The sequence below is a fragment of the Pseudomonas sp. 910_23 genome (assembly GCF_052850795.1).
Window position 1 is genome coordinate 293,457 of sequence record NZ_VXCZ01000006.1, and the last position, 20,084, is coordinate 313,540.

The window sequence follows — 20,084 nt, forward strand, 5'->3', positions numbered from 1 at the left end:
CTCTTAGTATTTGTCACGGCTAAAGAACGCCAGACGCTCTTCATCGAGCGCCAGGCCCAGGCCCGGTGCGGTGGAAACATGCAGCTGGAAATCGCGGTACACCGGTGGCTCGGCAAGGATGTCTTCGGTGAGCAACAACGGGCCGAACAGCTCGGTGCCCCACGCCAGTGTGTTCAGCGTGAGGAAGGCATGGGCCGACGCCAGGGTGCCGATACCGCCTTCGAGCATGGTGCCGCCGTACAGGCCGATGCCTGCCGCCTCGCCGATCGCTGCCGTACGCAGCACGGCGCGGGGGCCGCCGTTCTTGGCGATCTTGAGGGCAAACACCGAAGCCGCGCCTTCACGCGCCAGGTTGAACGCATCTTCGACACACTCGATAGACTCATCGGCCATGATCGGCACCGGGCTCGACAGGTTGAGCCGGGCCATACCGCCACGGTTGTTGCGTGAGATGGGTTGCTCGATAAGGTCGATACCGTTGTCGCCGAGCACCTTGCACGCCCGCAGCGCCATGGCCTCATCCCAGGCCTGGTTGACGTCGACACGCACACTGGCGCGCTCGCCCAGGGCTTTTTTGATCGCGATCACATGGGCCAGGTCGCGGCTGACTTCACCGGCGCCGATCTTCAATTTGAAGATGCGGTGACGGCGCAGGTCGAGCATTTTCTCGGCCTCGCTGATGTCCTGTTCGGTATTGCCGCTGGCCAGGGTCCAGGCCACCGGCAACGCGTCACGCACACGCCCGCCCAGCAGTTCGCTGACCGGCAGCCCCAGCCGTTTGCCGAGGGCGTCGAGCAAGGCGCTTTCGATGCCGGACTTGGCAAAGGTGTTGCCGCGAATACTGCGCTCCAGGCGCAACATGGCCGCGTTGATGTTGCTCGCATCCTGGCCGATCAGCAGCGGGGCGAAGTGGCGGTCGATGTTGACCTTGATGCTGTCAGGGCTTTCATTGCCATAGCTGAGGCCACCGATGGTGGTAGCTTCGCCGATGCCTTCAATGCCGTCGGTGCACCGCAGGCGGATAATCACCAGGGTCTGGTTTTGCATGGTGTGCATCGCCAGCTTGTGCGGGCGAATGGTGGGGAGATCGACGATGAGGGTGTCGATCGACTCGATGGTGCAAATCGGCATGGCAATACCCGTTGGGTTCTTTATAGATTTGCGTCGATTCTGTTCCGCATTTTTTCGGGCTTCCAATATAGAATTGGTCTTGTGCGATACCCTCAAGGTATGAAAGGAGTCGATATGGAACTGCGTCACTTGCGCTATTTCCAGGTGCTGGGCGAGACCCTCAATTTCACCCGGGCTGCCGAACGCCTGCACATCGCCCAGCCGCCCTTGAGCCGGCAAATCCAGCAGCTGGAGGATGAACTGGGGGTGCTGCTGCTGGAGCGTAGCCGACCGTTGCGCCTGACCGAAGCCGGGCGGTTTTTCTATGAACACGCCAATGTGCTGCTCGAACAGCTGGGCACGGTTTGCGACAACACACGGCGCATTGGCCTGGGCGAAAAGACGTGGCTGGGCATCGGCTTTGCACCCTCGACCTTGTACGGCGTGCTGCCGGAACTGATTCGCAGGCTGCGCAATCACGAGGCCCTGGAGCTGGAGTTGGGCTTGTCGGAGATGACTACGCTGCAACAGGTCGAAGCGCTCAAGGCCGGGCGCATCGATGTGGGTTTCGGGCGCATTCGCATCGACGACCCGGCCATCGTCCAGCGCGTATTGGTGGAGGATCGCCTGGTGGCCGTGCTGCCCAGCGGTCACCCCTTGCTGGGTGCCCCTGCCACCCTCGCCCAGTTGGCCACCGAGCCCTTTGTGCTCTACCCAGGCAACCCGCGCCCCAGTTATGCCGACCATGTGATCGCGCTGTTCGACGCCCACGGTTTGAGCCTGAAGGTGGCGCAGTGGACCAACGAGTTGCAGACCGCCATCGGCCTGGTAGGCGCCGGTATGGGTGTAACGCTGGTACCGGCGTCGGTGCAGGTGCTGCATCGGGCGGATATTGGCTATACGCCGGTGGTGGAGGCGACTGCGACCTCGCCGATCATTCTGAGCCGACGGGTGAATGACCAGTCGCCGGGGCTGACTCATTGCCTGCAACTGGTGGAAGAGTTGATCTGAGATTCCATATGCACCACAAATCCAGTGTGGGAGGGGGCTTGCTCCCGATAGCTGTGGTTCAGTCAACTTTTTCAGTGCCTGACACACCGCTATCGGGAGCGAGCCCCCTCCCACATTTTGATCTTCATCAGGTTCAAGTAATGCGCAGGCGCTTGCGCTGCTGTGTCTGACTGGGCGACTCATCAAACAACTTGCGGTACTCCGCCGAAAACCGCCCCAGGTGAGTAAAGCCCCAACCCAACGCAATTTCAGAGATAGTACGCACCGAGCCCTGTTCAAGAATCTCCTGACGCACCGCCCCCAACCGATGCTTCTTCAGATACGCCATGGGCGACAAGGCGAAGTACTTGCGAAACGCATCGAACAGCTTGAACCGCGACACCCCGGCCGCCGCTTCCAGGTCTTCCAGGTGCAGCGCTTCACGGGCGTTGTCGTGGATGTACTGGCGCGCACGAATCAGGTAGTGCGGCAGTTTTACCCCCAACACCTCGCGCAATTCTTCAGAATAGTTATTCGGCTGGGCCAGGATCAGCCCTTTGATCAGCGAGCTTTCCAGGTCCCGGGTAAATGCGGCCTGCTCGTACAACTCGCTGCTGCATTCCAGTTCGGCGATGAAATATCGTGCCATGCGCCACCACGAAGCCGGGGCGCCGTCCACGGCATCCATCACCGATTCAAAGCGCAGCGGCGCATCAATGGGCCGTTGCAGCAAACCTTCCAGCGACTCGCTCATCGCCGCACGGGTGATCACCACCTGCAACTTGCGACAGTCACCGGAAATCGCCAGCACCTGGTGCTCGTTGGGTGAAATGATCACGCCCTGGTCGCGGTTGGAACTGAGGCGTTCACCGTTCTTGCTCAGCTCCTGTTCGCCCACCAACGGCAGGCTCAGGCTGTAGCTGCTGAAATGCTCGGCGTCTTCGATGTCGATAGTCACGTCGGTGCCGTACTCAATCACACCCAGGGTGGTGGCGCGGGACTTGAACACGTTGGCGCTGTGGTGAAATCGCAGGCGCTCGGGGGTAGCCGTCGCCAGGCGATGGGGCCCGCAGATGCCGGACATCCAGCTGCGGGCACCTTCGAGGTCAAAGCGTTGAATATGAATATCGTGTGTCTGGCTACTCATCGGGCTGCACCCACGGCGGTTAGGCGTTTGCGCGCTCTGGCGGCGCGTCGTTGAACATCGACAGCAAGTTCCAAGCCACGTCGGCGCCGTTGCAACCACGTGGATAGCAACCGTCGACTATGTGGATAAATTCAGGTTTTCTGCGACCGTCACCTGCAATGACAGTAGCCCATTGCGTCACCGCGCCGCACCGTGTTGAGTATTTGCTGCCCAACTTTGCGGCCCATCTTCCCCCATTAAGCGGATAGCCCACCGCCCTTCTGCAGCGCCTTAATGGCTCACCCGTTTTAGCCATTATCAAAAGGTGCCTCCCATGAGTGGTGCAAGAACCGTCGAGCAGTGGAAAACCTTTATCGAAAGCTGCCTGGACTTTCGCCCGGCAGATGAAGTGTTCCGCATCGCCCGCGACATGTTCACCGAACCCGAGTTGTTCGACCTGGAGATGGAACTGATCTTCGAGAAAAACTGGATCTATGCCTGTCACGAAAGCGAACTGGCCAATAACCACGACTTCGTGACGATGCGTGCCGGGCGCCAGCCGATGATCATCACCCGCGACGGCGAAGGCCGGCTCAACGCGCTGATCAATGCCTGCCAGCACCGCGGCACCACCCTCACCCGGGTGGGCAAGGGCAACCAGTCCACCTTTACCTGCCCGTTCCACGCCTGGTGCTACAAAAGCGATGGCCGGCTGGTCAAGGTCAAGGCGCCGGGGGAATACCCGGAAGGTTTCGACAAAGCCACCCGCGGCCTGAAAAAGGCCCGCATCGACAGCTACAAAGGCTTTGTCTTTATCAGCCTCGACGTAAACGGCACCAACAGCCTGGAAGATTTCCTCGGCGACGCCAAAGTGTTCTTCGACATGATGGTCGCGCAATCGGCCACCGGAGAGCTGGAAGTGCTGCCGGGCAAGTCGGCCTATACCTATGACGGCAACTGGAAGCTGCAAAACGAAAACGGGCTGGACGGTTATCACGTCAGCACCGTGCACTACAACTACGTGGCCACTGTGCAGCACCGCCAGCAGGTCAATACCGAGAACGGCGCAGGCGCAAGCACAACGCTGGACTACAGCAAGCTCGGCGCCGGTGACGCGAATACCGATGACGGCTGGTTCGCCTTCAATAACGGCCACAGTGTGTTGTTCAGCGACATGCCCAACCCCAGCGTACGTTCCGGCTACGCCACCATCATGCCGCGCCTGGTGGCCGAACATGGCCAGCAAAAGGCCGAATGGATGATGCACCGCCTGCGCAACCTGAACATCTACCCTAGCCTGTTCTTTCTCGACCAGATCAGTTCGCAGCTGCGCATCATCCGCCCAGTGGCCTGGAACAAGACCGAGATCATCAGCCAATGCCTGGGGGTCAAGGGTGAATCCGACGCGGATCGCGAAAACCGCATTCGCCAGTTCGAAGATTTCTTCAACGTCTCGGGCATGGGCACGCCGGACGACCTGGTGGAGTTTCGCGAAGCCCAGCGCGGTTTCCAGGGCCGCCTGGAACGCTGGAGCGATATATCACGGGGCAGCCACCGCTGGGAGACCGGACCCACGCCTAACAGTGAAGCCATAGGCATTCAACCGGCCATGACCGGCACTGAATTCACCCACGAAGGCTTGTACGTCAACCAGCACCGCAATTGGCAACAGTTTCTGCTCAAGGGTTTGGCCCAGCGGGCCCTGAGCCTGCGGGAGGTGAAGTGATGAATGCGCAATTGCAGTACCGGGTCGAGCAGTTTTTTTACCGTAAATCCGAACTGTGCGACGCCCAGGACTGGGACGCCTACGTGCAGTTGTTCGACCCCCAGAGCGAATTCCATTTGCCGCAATGGGACTCGGAACACGTCTACACCAAAGACCCAAAACGTGAGATGTCGTTGATCTACTACGCCAACCGTTCGGGCCTGGAAGACCGCGTGTTCCGCCTGCGCACCGGCAAGGCTGCCTCGGCGACGCCAATGCCGCGCACTCTGCACCTGATCAATAACCTGCGCATTTCGGAGCAGGCTGACGGCACGTTGGAGGTGCGCTTGAACTGGCACACGTTGTTCTATCGCCTGGCCACGTCCGAGCAGTTCTACGGGCATGCCACGTACCACCTGAAGCCTGCGGGCGACAGCTGGCTGATCATGCGCAAGCACGCCTTGCTGCTCAACGACACCATCAACTCGGTGCTGGATTTCTATCACCTATAGGCACCGGGAGTTTTTCCAATGAATCACAAAGTGGCCTTCAGCTTTGCCGATGGCAAGACCTTGTTCTTCCCGGTGGGCGCCAATGAAATCCTGTTGGATGCAGCCCTGCGCAACGGTATCAAGATCCCGCTCGATTGCCGCGAAGGCGTGTGCGGAACCTGCCAGGGGCGTTGCGAATCCGGCGAGTACACCCAAGACTATGTCGACGAAGAAGCGCTCTCCAGCCTCGACCTGCAGCAACGCAAGATGCTCAGTTGCCAGACTCGGGTGCAGTCCGACGCCACCTTCTACTTCGACTTCGATTCAAGCCTGTGCAATGCATCCGGGCCAGTGCAGGTACGCGGTACGGTGAGCGACGTGCAGCAGGTCTCCACCAGTACGGCGATCTTGCAGGTGCAACTGGACCAGCCACTGGATTTCCTGCCCGGCCAGTACGCTCGTGTCGCGGTGCCCGGCACCGACAGTTGGCGCTCCTACTCCTTCGCCAATCGGCCGGGTAACCAACTGCAGTTCCTGGTGCGCCTGCTGCCGGATGGGGTGATGAGCAACTACCTGCGCGAACGCTGCCAGGCGGGCGACGCGATGCTGCTGGAGGCACCATTGGGGGCGTTCTACCTCCGGCATGTCACCCGGCCGCTGGTGCTGGTGGCGGGCGGTACCGGGTTGTCGGCGTTGCTGGGTATGCTCGATGAACTGACGGCCAACGGCTGCTCGCAATCGGTGCACCTCTACTACGGCGTGCGCAGTGCCGAGGATTTATGCGAAGCGGCGCGTATCCAGGACTACGCGAGGAAAATCCCGGGCTTTCGCTACACCGAAGTACTCAGCGATGCTTCATCCGAATGGCCCGGCAAGCGCGGCTACCTCACCGAACATTTTGACCTGGCCGAATTGCGGGGCAGATCGGCGGATATGTACGTGTGCGGCCCCCCTCCAATGGTCGAATCCATTCAACAATGGCTGGTGGATCAGGCACTTGATGGCGTTCAGCTGTATTACGAAAAGTTTACGCAGAGTAATATCTGACCCTCAGCAGTTCTGAGGGGCCGATGCGGCGTGCAATCACCCTTGAGAAAAACAAGTAGAAGGGAATGTTAATGGCGGATGACATGGTAAACCCGGTGGGCCTCAAGCGTGGCCTGAAGAACCGGCACATTCAGCTGATCGCCTTGGGAGGCGCGATTGGTACAGGCTTGTTCCTCGGCTCGGCCGGGGTACTCAAGTCGGCGGGGCCGTCGATGATCCTGGGCTATGCGGTGGCCGGCTTTATCGCGTTCCTGATCATGCGCCAGCTCGGCGAGATGATCGTCGAAGAGCCGGTGGCCGGCTCCTTCAGCCACTTCGCGCACAAATACTGGGGCGGCTACGCGGGTTTTCTGGCGGGTTGGAACTACTGGGTGCTCTACGTGCTGGTGGGCATGGCCGAGTTGACGGCGGTAGGCAAGTACATCCAGTTCTGGTGGCCGGAGATTCCAACCTGGGTCAGCGCGTTGGTGTTCTTTGTTGCGGTGAACCTGATCAACACCCTGAACGTGAAGTTCTTCGGTGAAGCCGAGTTCTGGTTTGCGATCATCAAGGTGGTGGCGATTGTCGGCATGATCGTGCTCGGCTGCTACCTGCTGTTCAGCGGCACTGGCGGCCCGCAAGCGTCGGTCAGCAACCTGTGGAGCCACGGCGGGTTCTTCCCCAATGGCGGCATGGGGCTGCTGATGTCCATGGCCTTTATCATGTTCTCGTTCGGCGGCCTGGAACTGGTCGGCATCACCGCCGCCGAAGCCAGCGAACCGCGCAAGGTCATCCCCAAAGCGATCAACCAGGTGGTGTACCGCATCCTGATTTTCTACGTCGGCGCGCTGACCGTGCTGTTGTCGCTGTACCCGTGGGATCAATTGCTGCAAACCCTCGGCGCGTCGGGCGATGCCTACAGCGGCAGCCCGTTTGTGCAGATCTTCTCGCTGATCGGCAACGACACCGCCGCCCACATCCTCAACTTCGTGGTGCTGACCGCGGCGTTGTCGGTGTACAACAGCGGCGTGTACTGCAACAGCCGCATGTTGTTCGGCCTGGCCGAGCAGGGTGACGCGCCCAAGGCGCTGATGAAGCTCAACAAACAAGGCGTGCCGCTGCGGGCCCTGGCGATTTCGGCGTTAGTGACGATGCTGTGCGTGGTGGTCAACTACGTCGCGCCGCACAGTGCGCTGGAGTTGCTGTTCGCGCTGGTGGTTGCTTCGTTGATGATCAACTGGGCGCTGATCAGCCTGACCCACATCAAGTTCCGCAAGGCCATGGGCGAGCAAGGCGTGACACCGTCGTTCAAGACCTTCTGGTTCCCGTTCAGCAACTACCTGTGCCTGGCGTTCATGGTGATGATCATTGGCGTGATGCTGGCGATTCCGGGGATTCGCGAGTCGGTGTATGCGATGCCGGTGTGGGTGGGAATTATCTACATCGCCTATCGGTTTCGGATCAGAAACGGGAAAGTTGCAGTAACCCAGTAACCTCTGTGGGAGGGGGCTTGCTCCCTCCCACATTTTTAGCTGCATTCCAAATGAAAAGCCCCGGAGATCCGGGGCTTTTTTGTTTAGAGCGTGGAACGTACTCGCCAGAGTTCAGGGAACAGCACCGTGTCGAGCATCTTGCGCAAATACCCCACGCCCTCTGTGCCGCCGGTACCCGGCTGGAAGCCGATGATGCGCTCCACCGTGGTGACATGCCGGAAGCGCCATTGGCGGAACGAATCTTCCAGGTCGATAAACTTCTCGGCCAACTGATACAGGTCCCAGTACCGATTCGGGTCGCGATACACCTCGCGCCACGCCGCCTCCACGGAGTCGTCATGCACTGTGGCCGCCGTCGGGTCGCGTTCGGCGCGCTGCGGGTCAATCGCCAGTCCGGCCTTGACCATCAGGTTGACCGCTTCGTCATACAGCGACGGCGTGGCAATTGCCACCTGCAATTGCTGCAGCAAATCCGGGCGATGAGCATGGGGCCGCAGCAGCGCCGGGCTTTTGTTGCCCAGGATGAATTCGATCTCACGGTACTGGAACGACTGAAACCCCGACGACTGCCCCAGGAACGGGCGAATCGCCTTGTACTCCGACGGCGTCATGGTCGCCAGCACGGCCCAGGCGTGCACCAGTTGATCGAAGATCCGCGACACCCGCGCCAGCATCTTGAACGCTGGTGGCAGCTCACCCAGGCGCACATGTTCGCGGGCAGCCTTGAGTTCGTGAAGCATCAGCTTCATCCACAGCTCCGAGGTCTGGTGCTGGATGATGAAGAGCATTTCGTTGTGGTCTGGAGAAAGCGGGTGCTGGGCGCTGAGGACTTTGCCCAGGTCCAGGTAATCGCCATAGCTCATGGACTCGGAAAAATTCAGTTCGGCGTTATGCCATTCTTCCGGCGGTTGGTAATCAGCTGAGAAAGGACATTGGCTCATCGCGTGGGCTCCTTGAGCGGGCGGAGAATGGCGCGGACCGGGCTGGCATCGAGATGGGCAAAACGTAGCGGCAGCGCGATCAGTTCATAGTCGCCCTCCGGCACTTCATCGAGCACGATGCCTTCGAGGATTGCCATGCCATGGCGCGCCACGGCGTTGTGGGAATCCATGGTCTTGGATTGTTGCGGGTCCAGGGACGGCGTATCGATACCGATCAGGCGCACACCCAGGCCGGCGAGCAGCTCAATGGTTTGCGGGGCGATGGCAGTGAAATTCGAATCCCATTCAGTCAGTGGCGCTTGTGGATAAGTACGCAGTAGCACGCGCTCCGGCAGGTTATCCACACGCCCTTGCAACTGATGCGGCTGCACCAACGCGCCGCTGCCCAGGCAATGCAATACCCGGCACGGGCCCATGTACACATCCAGCGAAACCTCGCCAATCGGCGCGCCATCGGCGCTGTAATGCAGCGGTGCATCCACATGGGCACCGGTGTGCGGCGACAGGGTTACGCGGCCCACATTTACCGGACACTCCGGGCCGAACTGCCACACGCGCTCTTCCTGGAACGGCGTATCGCCCGGCCAGGTCGGGGTCGCCGTGCTCAAGGGCGGGCTGATATCCCACCACGTTTTTATTGGGTTCATTGCAAGGCTCTCACTGGGTACTGGGGTGAATGATACGAGGGCCAGCTCTGAATTTTCTTGCGAATTCTGGCGTGAGATGGGAAATGTTTCGCACTTACTGCGAGAAAATGGTCAGTTACTGCACAAATCTTTCGTTTAGACATGCCCCTTGTGGGAGCCGGGCTTGCCCGCGATGACGATGGCGCAGCCAGCCTCTTCATTGCCTGACACTCCGCTATCGCGGGCAAGCCCGGCTCCCACAGGGATGGGGGTGATTTCCAGTTCATCACATGACCTGCGCTTCTGGACATCCCGATGTCGAGTTCAGACCACTGGCGCAGCGCCCAAGGCCTTAGGGTTGAGCTTTCCCTTCCCTGCCTCGGAGTCATCATGTCCAAGCCCATCACCGTACTGCGCGACACCCACCCACTGCCGGTCCTGGATGCCTGCAAATGGGAAAAGCTTGAAGGCGACCCGCACACCGTCAACCTCAACGCCTATACCAGCGAAGACGACAGCAAGATCATGGGCACCTGGATCTGCACGCCGGGCAAGTGGTACGTGGAGTACGTGAAGTGGGAATACTGCCATTTCCAGGAAGGCTACTGCGTGATCACACCTGAAGGCATGGCGCCGATCCATTTGCGCGCTGGGGATATCTTCGTGGTGGAGCCAGGCATGAAAGGCACATGGGAAGTGGTGGAGACCGTGCGCAAGTACTTCGTTTTTGCTTGATCCCGCCACCTGAAAAAGGGTCACCCTGGCCCTTTTTGCTTTAACACCCCCGACCTCGCCCCTACGTCCCAACCACAAAAATCAAAAGTAAACAACAGCTGTTTTTTCGAGCTGTATTTTTCGGCGAAACGCTGAAAAAAAAACCGGCATAATGCGAAAAAATCGCCTGACCACATTTATCAGCGCGCCTATACACTACTTTAGTTATAGATAGTATTAATTTTGACAGCCCCCACTACTTCGTATAATTTCATTGGAGCCTTGTTAGTATACAGGCTCATTGGATTACAATCGCATGATAATAGGGATGTTGATAAAAGGTGCAGGAGCTCACATTATCTCAACTTTCAATCACCCTCTGTAGAAAACACCAGGAGAGTTGAATTAGAATCCCTGTGTACTGACTGCACGGTTCAAAGGCTCCAACACTTCTCGTATCACTTGCTGCCCGCGGCAGTTGAGACCGCGCTTTTGTATGTAAAAGGACTAGAAAAATGCCTGATAAAACTACGCGCCTGACCATCCTCATCGACGCGCCGACCAAACAACGGCTGGAATCCTTGTCCAACGACGTTGACCTTACTATCTCTCAGGTCATTCGCAAACTGATTCGCGATCACCTCCAACAGCACGAAAACCTCGTGGCTTCACCTGTCCGAGAGCCTGCAAAGGAAGACTCTTCGATGTATTCCTGATATATAAATTCGAACATCAGCCTACGTACGGACAATAACTTCTGCCGCGAGAAAGTTTGCATTTCTTGACGTACCCAGCGTCAATTAATAATAACCGTCGGCAAGTTATGATGCATGGAGAGTTTCGCCTGTGAAACAGCAACTGCTCGCTTGCTACACTCTTTTGAGCAAACACGCTAACGAGCTGACTGTCTCAACAGCCGCCCCGCACACCTGCACTTTATTTTTTTCAATAAGTGATAGTACCTACCGTGCGGTGGTTTTTCATATTACCGCTGACAACTTCGAAACTGCTTGGCAATTGGGTGAGATTGAACTCGAACGTCTCTGCTCCCACGCTGCACGCCAAGGGACTGATAAAACCGATCGTTCATGGATCCGCGTCGAACGTGCGTTCAACGTGACGCCAATAACCTGGGAGCAGTTCAGTGAACGCCTCAGGCGCCACAAGCGCAACTACTTCAGGCACGGCCTTGCATTCGATGCCGATATGCAGCTGGCAATCACCGAACAGGAATTGAATGCCAATGCCATCCTGTACGGCGGCAGCGACATTGCCCACGCGACCTTCAACACCAATAACTTCGTCACCTATGCCAAGCGGCGGTTCAGCGGCTCACAGGCCGCAGCCATCGTGGCAGCGCTTGCCCCCGAAACCCGCGTGTTCACCTTCAACACCATCGGTGTGTTCTGCGCCGAAGATGGCGTCGCCCACCCCCTTAACAGCAGCGGGCCGCAAACCGGCTGGCGTGCCCTGGGAGCGCTCGCACCTGATGATGTTCGGGCGTGTATAAACAGCGCATCCAGCTACCTGAGCACGCAGGTGCAAGACAGCGGGCAATTTATCTACGGCTACTTCCCCTGCTTTGACCGAACCATCAAAAACTACAACACGCTACGCCACGCAAGCACCACTTACTCGATGATCGAGGCCTGGGCACTGACCGGCGATGAACAGCTCAAGGCAGCGATCGAGCGCTCGCTGACTCACCTCGCCGAGGTACTGATCAGACCCTCGTTGCTGCCCAATGGCAGCGTGGCGGCGTTTCTCATCGACACCGACAACGAGATCAAGCTGGGCGGCAATGCGGTGTGCCTGCTGGCACTGGTCAAGTACAGCGAAGTCACCGGCACTCGCCGTTACCTGCCGCTTCTTGAAGCCCTCGCCAACGGCATGGCCTGGATGCAGGATCCTGTCAGCGGGGCGTTTGTGCACGTTTTGCATGCCCATGACCTGAGTGTCAAAGAGCCCTTCAGGATTATCTACTACGATGGCGAGGCCGCTTTCGGGTTGATCCGTCTCTATGGGCTGACCCGCAACGAGCGCTGGCTGGCCGTGGTGGAAAAAGCCTTCGACTATTTCATCGAGAAAGAGCACTGGCGCGAGCATGACCATTGGCTCAGCTACTGCGTGAACGAACTGACCCGCTACCGACCTGACGAAAAATATTTTCGCTTTGGCCTGAACAACGTCGCCGGCTATCTGGGGTTCGTCCAGCAACGCATCACCACCTTTCCGACGTTGCTGGAGTTGATGATGGCAGCGCAGCAGATGCTGACACGCATCGCCCAGCAACCATCACTGCGCCACCTGCTTGAAGAGATTGATCTGCACGCGTTCTACCGCGCGCTGCATCATCGCGCGCGCTACCTGCTCAATGGCTATTTCTGGCCGGAACTGGCGATGTATTTTGCCAACCCGGCGCGCATCGCCGGGGCCTTCTTTATTCGTCATCACGCGTTCCGGGTACGGATCGACGATGTAGAACACTATCTTTCCGGGCTGATCGCTTACCACCGTTATCTGCTTGATGGTGCCCCTCAGGTCAGTTGGGTCCAGGCCGCAACCGGCGTGGATCGAGCCTGGAACGCAGATACCCTGGCGCAAGTCACCCAGGGCACGTGGGCAACCCCACCGCCGCCCGGCTGGCGCGCAACGGGGCTGACGCCCTCCATGCAATTCTTCAAGCCGCAGCGGATCCTCAGTCGCCATCCCAGCCGGGTCGGCCCCAATGAAGCGCAATCGGCGCAACGCTGGGCCCAGGCCAAACCCGAACGTCGACCGTCAGCCTTCCTGTGTGTAGACCCCACCCCCTACCTGAGCAGTGGGCTGCCGGTATTGCAGGTTGCCGACACCAGCGAGGCCATGTTGCAGATGGGCCGCCACGCCCGGCAGCACTTCAGTGGAACAGTGTTTGGCGTTACCGGCAGTTTCGGCAAGACCACTGTGGTGGCAATGCTTGCCCAGGCGTTGAAACCCTGGGGCAACGTGGGCCAGACCGAAGCCAACGCCAACCTGCCCCACGGCATTGCCTGGAACCTGGCGAGCATGACCGAGCCGGCAGAATTCTGGGTACTGGAAATGGCCGTTGGGCGTATGCCGATCAACTCGGCGCTGGTTCGCCCGCAGATCGCCGTCGTCACCGGCATCGCACCGGCGCACTTGGAGTATCACGGAACCCTGGAAAACCTGGCGCGCAAAAAAAGCGCAATATTCGCCTCCATGGCCCCGGGTGGTCACGCGGTACTCTGTCGCGATATGCCTTACTACGAGCTGTTCGCCGAAGCCGCCGAGGTGGCCCACTTGCACGTGATCAGCTTCGGCGAACACCCCGAAGCGGACCTGCGCTTGCTGGATTGGAACAGTGAAGTCCATCAAGTAAACGTCAACGCACTCCTTGCCGGGCAACCCTTGAATTTCAGTCTGAAGGCGCGCGGCAGGCATATGGTAATCAACGCGTTGGGAGTACTGGCGGCCCTGTCTGCACGCGGGCTTGCGGTCGAGCAGGCGCTGGAAACCCTGGGCGCGTTCATGCCCGTCGAAGGCCGCGGCAATACCCTGTCAATTACCTGCACAGGCGGCCATTTCCAACTGATCAACGATGCCTACAACGCCAACCCTGGCTCGATGAGTGCCGCGCTGCGCTCAATGACCGATCTGCCTGCCCCACCGCAGCACCGTGTGCTGGTGCTGGGGGATATGCTCGAACTCGGGGCCGACGCCCAACGTTATCACCTGGAGATGGCCGAGCCTTTGCGGGCTGTGGCGCCACGGCATGTGGTGCTGTGCGGCCCGTTGATGCACGCGCTGTACCTGTCGTTGCGTGACGAGCTGCCAGTGCAATGGTTCGAGAATGCCAAGGCACTGAACCAGGCACTGGCGAACGACCCGCAACCGTGGTTTCAGCCTGGCGATTGGGTCATGGTCAAGAGCTCGGGCGGGACGGGGCTGTCGCAGCTGTGTGATTGGTTGACCTCACGCGAACAGGCGGTGCCGGTCTAGCCCGCGCACTGCGCCGCCGTCTTCAGCCCGATGTCATGGCGCAACTGGTGAAAGGCCGTGGGCACGCCCTGGGCCTTGATCAAATGCGCCTGGTGCCCGGCCCGCTTCAGGGCCTGGAAGAAAGCTTCCTGCAGGGCGAACGGTGCGACTTGATCGTCCGGGCTGCCAATCACATACAACTGCCGTGCGGGTGCGACGGCGATACCATCGATGTGCCGGGCCGGGTCATAAGGGTGCAGCAACCCATTGGTGTCACGCCCAGGCCTTGAAGGCAGGCCCTTGCTCTGGCGGATCATCTGCGCCCGCTGCACCAGCGAGAAAGCACCGGAGGTCATCACCGCGCATTTCACGTCGGTACGGCCCAGCGTCAACAGTGCAGCGGCAACCGTAGCGCCGCCACTGTGCCCGAGCAACACGAACTGCCCAATGCCATAGCGCTCGCGCAACTGATCCAGCGCCCCATTGAGCGCAATGAACTCCTGCGCCTGACGCCGTTGCCCGTGGTTGCCGCTGGAACCGTAGGTGCCGGGGCGCGCTACGATCACCAGGGGCACACCCGCGCGCTTGGTCAGCATCGTGGCCTGGCTGACTTTGGCGGCCAAGGTGTTGCCGGCAATTGCCTGCGGCGCACGATGCATCTCGCTCGTACGATCACCGTGGAACATCACAATCACCACGGGCGCACGCTCCAGGGCGCCGCCAGCGAAGTAACGAATGCAGGCATCACCTCGGACAATCTCGACCCACAGCGCCGAACCTGGCTCAGTGCAGGTAGCGCGGTCGGCGGGCGCATTCCAGCGCAGTGGGGTCGTCGCCTCATCGAACGCCTGCGCCCAAGACGTACAGGCCATCGTCAGGCCCAACAGCACACCGATGCCGAACGTTCTACCCATCCTGCCTCCCTAGCGTTCTCGCAACGCTTCGCGTGCCCGGTTCATCGGTTTGATCAGGTAGTCGAGCACGGTTTTCTGACCGGTCTTGATGTCTACCGAGGCGATCATGCCGGGCACGATCGAGAACGTCTTGCCGGCCTTGTTTTTCAAGGTGTCGGCATCGGTGCGGATAAACACCCGATAGTAAAAAACTTCCGGTTTGACTTCGTCCTGAATGGTGTCCGGCGAAATGGTCACTACCTTACCGTCCATGCCGCCGTAAATGGCATAGTCATAGGCCGTGATCTTGACCTTGGCCATCTGGTCGGGATGGATGAAGGCAATGTCCCTGGGCGAGACTCGCGCCTCGATCAGCAGCTGTTCATCCAGCGGCACAATCTGCATCAGCCGACCATTGGGAGGGATGACGCCGCCGATGGTCGTGACCTCGATATCCTTGACGATACCGCGCACCGGCGAGCGCAAGGTCAGGCGGGTTACCGAATCCGAACGCCCGCGCATCACCGACGAGAGCGTCTGCACATCCGCGTTGACCTTGGCCAGGTCCTCACCGGCGCGCACCAGGTAATCGGAGCGCGCCTGGCTGAGTTTCAATTCCAGCTCGGCCTTCTGGCGCTTGAGGCGCAGCACCTCGACATTGCTGGCAGCCCCAACCTTGGCCAGGTTTTCGGTAATCTCCAGCTCACTGCGCACCAGCCCCAGGGAAGAGCGCACACCGGCCAGGGATTCCTCAAGGCCTTTGCGCCGGGTGTTGAACAGATCGGTTTCAGCGCTGATCAGCGCCGGGTAACGTGACAGCTCCGCCGGGAATGCCAACGGTTTGCCGTTCACTTCCGCCTGCAACCGCGCCACGCTGGCCAGGGACGCACGGTACTTGGAAGCGCTTTCATCGAAGTTGGATTCGGTCTTGGTCGGATCAAGCCTGGCCAGGACCTGCCCCTGTTTGACGATATCGCCCTCCCCCACATTCAGCTCCGTCACGATCCCGCCTTCCAGGGACTGAATGATCTGCTCGCGGGAGGTGGGAATGACCTTGCCGCTGCCGGTGGACACCTCGTCCACTTCAAACACGTAGGCCCAGGCGCCAAACGCGACAAGCATGACGGCCACCCACGCCACCACCCGTGTAGCGCGCAGCACCGTACTGTCATCCACGCCCGCGTGGGGGCGGCCGATGTGTTCGTCTTCACTGGCAAGCAGGGGGATTGTTTTCAGCGCATGGGTTTTCACTGGTTTTTCCCCTTGGGTCTGGATAGCCGTGCAATGGCGTTGTCCTTGCTGTCATCGACGATGACCTGGCCGTTGTCGACCACAATGATGCGGTTGACCAGGCTCAATACACTCATGCGGTGGGTGGCGATGATCAGCGTGCGATGGGCCGCCCAGCGATCCAGGTTCTGAATCAATTGGCGCTCGGTAGCTTCATCCAGGGACGCGGTGGGCTCGTCGAGCAAGACAATATGCGGTTGGCGAATGATCAAGCGTGACAAGAGCAACGATTGGCGCTGGCCGCCAGAGAGGCCGAGCCCGCCTTCGAGGATCAGGTGGTCCATGCCGTCGGCGAATTTGCCGATGAAGTCGGCGGCGCCGGTTACCGCCAGGGCCTGGAGGATTTCCTCATCCGATGCATGGGGCGCCCCCATGATCAGGTTGTCACGCAGGGTGCCGTGGAACAGACGCGAGTTTTGCGTCATCAACCCCACATCCCGGCGCACGTCCGCCGGGTCGAGGTGGCCCAGGGCAACCCCGTCGAGGCTGATGTTGCCGCTCTTGAGGTCGAGCATCCCGGCCAGGGCCTGCAGCAAGGTCGATTTGCCCGCGCCGTTACGGCCGAGAATGGCGATGCGCTCGCCCGGCTGGATCTGCAGATCCGCCACCAATAACGCCGGCACCGGCGCTTCGTCGCAATACTGGAAGGCCGCCTGTTTGAGCACGTAGTGACCGCGCACCAGCGGTAAATGCACGCGCTTGCTGCCTTCAGCGTGGTCCACCGGCAATTCCATGATGCGGTTCAAACTCTGCAATGCCACCTTGGCCTGCTGCCAGCGCGTGAGTACCTGAGTGATCTGCGACATCGGCGCCATCATGCGCGAGGCCAGGATCGAGGCGGCCACCAGGCTGCCGGTGGTCATATCGCTGGCCATGACCATGGGCGCCCCGAATACGACGACCACGGCAAACACCGAGCCCTGGACGTTGTTGCTCCATGCCACCAACTTATTGGTGAGCAGGCGCAGGCGCAGGCTGGCATCGCCACAAGTGGCGTTGTAATGGTTCCATTGCTGCGAAAAACGCTGCTCGGCTTGCAGGGCCTTGATGTCGTCGAGGCCTTGTACGGTTTCAACCAGCATCGCGCTGCGCAACGCGCCTTCGCGCATCGACTCAGTGGCCAACGCCGCGAGTTTTTTCTGCGCCAGCAGGCCCGGCACCACCAGAAACAGCACGGCCACCAGGGGCACAGCGACCAACGGACCGGCGATCAACCAATAGATCACCAGAAACAGCAGGAAAAACGGCAGGTCTGCCAGCGCGGTCGCCGTGCTTGAGGTGATCAGTTCACGCAGTTGTTCCAATTCCTTGAGTTGGGAAATGAACGAACCGGTGGACTTGGGTCGGGCGCTGTTGCGCAGGCGGATGGCGTGCCCGAACACCAGGTCGGAGACGCGCAGGTCGGCGCGTTTGCCGAGCATGTCGGTGATGCGCACGCGGGTGATGCGCATGATGAAGTCAAAGACCAGCGCCAACATCACCCCGCCGAACAGCACATACAGGGTGGGCATGGATTCGGCGGGAATAACGCGGTCGTACACCTGCATCGAAAAGAGCACCCCGGCGAGGCCGAGTACGCTGGTGACCAGGGACGCCAGCATCACGTAGCCATACGGCCGCAGGTCGCGCAGCACGATGGCACTGAACCAGTTCTTTTGGTACGGCTTGATGTAATCATCGACGCGAGTGTCGCGCACCGCGCGCATTGGCCGCAGAATCACCGTCTTGCGTGCCTGCTCAAGCAATTCGCGGCGGCCCAGACGGCTTTGCAAACCGCCATCACCGCTGTAGGCGATGCCGATGCTGTCATCCTCACCGATGAGCTCCAGCACACCGACCTGCCCATCTGCAAACTGCACCACCAGCGGCAACTGGCGTTGCATCAGGGTTGCGGCGCTAAAGTCGCCGATCACGCAATTCAACCCGGCCTGACGCGCCATACGCCGCACCACGTCTTCCACCGACGCGCTGTCGGTCCATTGGGCTGCCAGGCGCACGCTTTGCGCTGAACACTCCAGGCGGTAATGGCGGGCCACCCCCAGAATTGCCTCCAGCCATACCTCGTAATCAAAGGTCGGCGGCGGTGTGTGCTGTGTGGGCGCTGCACTCAAGTCGTCATCCAGTTTCACGGCTTCATTCATGGCCGAATCTCCACACCCTGCAGGGTGCTGTTGTCCAAATGGAACGCCGTGCGAAGCCCGCCCGTGTTGTAGAGGCAATCGATATTCAGGCGACGCAGGTCTGCCGCCGTGTTTTCCCGATCCATGCGCGCCTGGTGGATTTCCTGCTCGGCATTGAGCAAGTCGAGTAACGGCCGCGTGCCCAGCTCAAGGTATTGCTGGCGATAAAGGTCACGGGTTTCGGAGATGCTGCGCTCACGAAAATCCAGGGTCGACAGACGTTGCGACAAGCTTGATATCTGGTCGCGGGCTTCGAGCAAACCCTGGCGAACCGCAAGCCGTGCGGCGTCGTTGGCCGCCTCGGCCGAGCGCAGCGCCTGCTGCGCCGCGGTTTTGCGCGCGGTGATTGCGCCGCCCTGGTACAGCGGCATCTTCACGTTGAGAAACACGCCGTAGCGGGTGCGATCGCGGCCGCCGGGCAGGTTGCTTTCATCGTTGTTGTCCAGGTAGTGCGTGATGGACGGGTCCAGCGACACCGTGGGCAAGGCTTCGGCACGCGCCTGTGCAATCAGTGCCAAGGCATCGACCCGCTGGGCCTGGGCGATCAGCAACGTCGGGGTGACGGCGGCATCGGGCACCACGCCCACGCAGGACTGTTCCAGGCTGGCAGGAAAGCCGCTGGCCACGTTCACCGGCGACTGGGCCCCCAGCAAACTGCTCAAGGCGCTGCGCCAGCGGTTGAATTGCGCGGTGAACTGCATTTGGGTGGCCATTGACGCCTCGACCCGCGAACGGGCCTGGATCAAATCGGAACGGGTGCTGGCGCCCATGTCGCTGCGTTTTTTGGCCAGTTCGGCAATCGCCGAAATCCCCTCGATCTGCTCGCGGGCCACAGTCACCAAACGTTGCGAGCGTTGCAGTTCGATCATTGCAAACGAGGTGTCGCGGGCCACTTGGTCAATCGACAACAGGATCGCCGCCTGGCTGCCGCTGACCCGCGCCAGTGCGCTGTCCACTGAGCTGGAAACCTTGCCGAAGTCATAAAGCATCTGCGACGCCGACAACGAAAACGCTCGGCTTTGGCCATTGCCACTCAAGCCGCTGTCATAGCCCGAATTGAAGCCACCACTGACTTGCGGGTAATACCCGGACCGGGCGATGTTCACGTTCTCGTTTTGTTGGTACAGCTGGCCGATCGCCTCGGCAATCGCCGGGTGCCACTCTACGGCCAACTGAATGGCGCGCATGAGGTCGAGGTTGCTCGGTATGTTGCGCTGGGGTGCCACCGGTGCGCTGACGCCCGCTGGCCCTCCCGGTAAATTCGTGCCCAGGTTGCTGGGGCTGATGATGTTGACGGGTTCTTCATCGTCGAAAAGCGACGTGGCCATGACCGGCTCAATCCCTGGCGCGATCATTGCGACTGCCAGAACCGTGGCAGACAGTTGGTTGGCCAAACTCTTATGCCTCACTGCAAGTCACCTGACTGTTGTCAAACCGGAGGGGGACAACAACGAACCGTGACTGGCATCAGTCACGGCCCATCGCTGCAAGCTTGTTGGTAAGGAAAACCGGGCATTGCGG

The 20,084-nt window shown here is 60.0% G+C and carries 16 protein-coding genes; 8 read left to right on the plus strand and 8 right to left on the minus strand.

The annotated features are described in order from the left end of the window. Nucleotides 1-3: 3 nt before the first annotated feature. On the minus strand, nucleotides 4-1,131 hold the full coding sequence (locus FW800_RS10010; RefSeq protein WP_446437511.1) for a muconate cycloisomerase family protein: 1,128 nt from the start codon (nucleotides 1,129-1,131) through the stop codon (nucleotides 4-6). A 114-nt stretch (nucleotides 1,132-1,245) separates the two neighbouring features. On the opposite strand from FW800_RS10010, the gene FW800_RS10015 reads away from it, so the two are divergent. After that, nucleotides 1,246-2,121 (plus strand): LysR family transcriptional regulator, encoded by an 876-nt coding sequence (locus tag FW800_RS10015; protein WP_032879497.1) that lies wholly within the window; start codon nucleotides 1,246-1,248, stop codon nucleotides 2,119-2,121. A gap of 133 nt (nucleotides 2,122-2,254) precedes the next feature. On the opposite strand, the gene FW800_RS10020 is transcribed toward FW800_RS10015, so the two are convergent. Then, nucleotides 2,255-3,247, minus strand: coding sequence for an AraC family transcriptional regulator (locus FW800_RS10020; RefSeq protein WP_446437512.1), 993 nt, complete (start codon nucleotides 3,245-3,247; stop codon nucleotides 2,255-2,257). A gap of 313 nt (nucleotides 3,248-3,560) precedes the next feature. On the opposite strand from FW800_RS10020, the gene antA reads away from it, so the two are divergent. The 4 genes from antA to FW800_RS10040 all read left to right on the plus strand — a co-directional run bounded on the left by antA (nucleotide 3,561) and on the right by FW800_RS10040 (nucleotide 7,941). Then, entirely contained in the window at nucleotides 3,561-4,952 is a 1,392-nt protein-coding gene (gene antA, locus FW800_RS10025) for an anthranilate 1,2-dioxygenase large subunit (protein ID WP_446437513.1), read from the plus strand. After that, nucleotides 4,952-5,443 (plus strand): anthranilate 1,2-dioxygenase small subunit, encoded by a 492-nt coding sequence (gene antB, locus FW800_RS10030; RefSeq protein ID WP_005791362.1) that lies wholly within the window; start codon nucleotides 4,952-4,954, stop codon nucleotides 5,441-5,443. Before antA ends, antB begins: the two co-directional genes overlap by 1 nt. A gap of 18 nt (nucleotides 5,444-5,461) precedes the next feature. Continuing rightward, on the plus strand, nucleotides 5,462-6,469 hold the full coding sequence (gene antC, locus FW800_RS10035; RefSeq protein WP_446437514.1) for an anthranilate 1,2-dioxygenase electron transfer component AntC: 1,008 nt from the start codon (nucleotides 5,462-5,464) through the stop codon (nucleotides 6,467-6,469). Nucleotides 6,470-6,540: 71 nt separating this feature from the next. After that, entirely contained in the window at nucleotides 6,541-7,941 is a 1,401-nt protein-coding gene (locus tag FW800_RS10040; protein WP_005791366.1) for an amino acid permease, read from the plus strand. Between the two features lie 83 nt (nucleotides 7,942-8,024). Here FW800_RS10040 and kynA read toward each other — a convergent pair whose 3' ends face one another. Beyond that, nucleotides 8,025-8,882: a tryptophan 2,3-dioxygenase gene (kynA, locus tag FW800_RS10045; protein ID WP_005791367.1), complete on the minus strand. Its 858-nt coding sequence runs from the start codon at nucleotides 8,880-8,882 to the stop codon at nucleotides 8,025-8,027. Further along, nucleotides 8,879-9,529: an arylformamidase gene (gene kynB, locus FW800_RS10050; RefSeq protein ID WP_005791369.1), complete on the minus strand. Its 651-nt coding sequence runs from the start codon at nucleotides 9,527-9,529 to the stop codon at nucleotides 8,879-8,881. The genes kynA and kynB overlap by 4 nt, the downstream gene beginning before the upstream one ends. A gap of 369 nt (nucleotides 9,530-9,898) precedes the next feature. Here kynB and FW800_RS10055 point away from each other — a divergent pair, with 369 nt between their 5' ends. The 3 genes from FW800_RS10055 (at nucleotide 9,899) to FW800_RS10065 (ending at nucleotide 14,221) form a co-directional block, all read left to right on the plus strand. Continuing rightward, on the plus strand, nucleotides 9,899-10,243 hold the full coding sequence (locus tag FW800_RS10055; protein WP_446437515.1) for a cupin domain-containing protein: 345 nt from the start codon (nucleotides 9,899-9,901) through the stop codon (nucleotides 10,241-10,243). Nucleotides 10,244-10,737: 494 nt separating this feature from the next. Continuing rightward, nucleotides 10,738-10,938 (plus strand): hypothetical protein, encoded by a 201-nt coding sequence (locus tag FW800_RS10060; RefSeq protein WP_005791371.1) that lies wholly within the window; start codon nucleotides 10,738-10,740, stop codon nucleotides 10,936-10,938. A gap of 400 nt (nucleotides 10,939-11,338) precedes the next feature. Beyond that, a complete protein-coding gene (locus FW800_RS10065; RefSeq protein ID WP_446437516.1) occupies nucleotides 11,339-14,221 on the plus strand; it encodes a Mur ligase family protein in 2,883 nt (960 codons plus the stop codon). On the opposite strand, the gene FW800_RS10070 is transcribed toward FW800_RS10065, so the two are convergent. The 4 genes from FW800_RS10070 to FW800_RS10085 are packed head-to-tail and all read right to left on the minus strand — an operon-like array spanning nucleotide 14,218 to nucleotide 19,918. Then, nucleotides 14,218-15,114, minus strand: a complete 897-nt coding sequence (locus tag FW800_RS10070; RefSeq protein ID WP_446437517.1) for an alpha/beta hydrolase family protein — start codon at nucleotides 15,112-15,114, stop codon at nucleotides 14,218-14,220. The genes FW800_RS10065 and FW800_RS10070 overlap by 4 nt on opposite strands. Nucleotides 15,115-15,123: 9 nt before the next feature. Then, nucleotides 15,124-16,290: an HlyD family efflux transporter periplasmic adaptor subunit gene (locus tag FW800_RS10075; RefSeq protein ID WP_032803970.1), complete on the minus strand. Its 1,167-nt coding sequence runs from the start codon at nucleotides 16,288-16,290 to the stop codon at nucleotides 15,124-15,126. A gap of 50 nt (nucleotides 16,291-16,340) precedes the next feature. Continuing rightward, entirely contained in the window at nucleotides 16,341-18,524 is a 2,184-nt protein-coding gene (locus FW800_RS10080) for a type I secretion system permease/ATPase (RefSeq protein ID WP_446437518.1), read from the minus strand. Then, nucleotides 18,521-19,918, minus strand: a complete 1,398-nt coding sequence (locus tag FW800_RS10085) for a TolC family outer membrane protein (RefSeq protein WP_050549390.1) — start codon at nucleotides 19,916-19,918, stop codon at nucleotides 18,521-18,523. The genes FW800_RS10080 and FW800_RS10085 overlap by 4 nt, the downstream gene beginning before the upstream one ends. Nucleotides 19,919-20,084 lie beyond the last annotated feature (166 nt).